Below are 281 nucleotides of genomic sequence, written 5' to 3'. Positions count from 1 at the left end.
CGAGGTCGAATTGGACTGTATCTGCCATAGGTCAGGCTCCTTAAGCGGCGTCGGCCGCCATTTTTTCAGCTTTCGCTTTCACTTCTTCGATGCCACCAACCATGTAGAAGGCGCCTTCGGGCAGGTGGTCATATTCACCGGCCACAACTGCTTTGAAGGATTCAATGGTTTCGGTCAAAGGCACCTGCACACCGTCAGAGCCGGTAAAGACTTTCGCCACGTCAAACGGCTGGCTCAGGAAACGCTGGATTTTCCGCGCGCGTGCAACGGTCAGCTTGTCC

General features: G+C 55.2%; 1 pseudogene. It reads right to left on the bottom strand.

Features of this window, described 5'->3' with window-relative positions:
- Positions 1–40: 40 nt before the first annotated feature.
- Positions 41–281 (bottom strand): annotated as a pseudogene (locus G0Q06_RS14350) (F0F1 ATP synthase subunit beta); the annotation flags it as partial.

It is taken from the genome of Oceanipulchritudo coccoides (assembly GCF_010500615.1).
GTDB classification, from domain to species: domain Bacteria; phylum Verrucomicrobiota; class Verrucomicrobiia; order Opitutales; family Oceanipulchritudinaceae; genus Oceanipulchritudo; species Oceanipulchritudo coccoides.
This window is presented reverse-complemented; position numbering and strand designations above follow the sequence as displayed.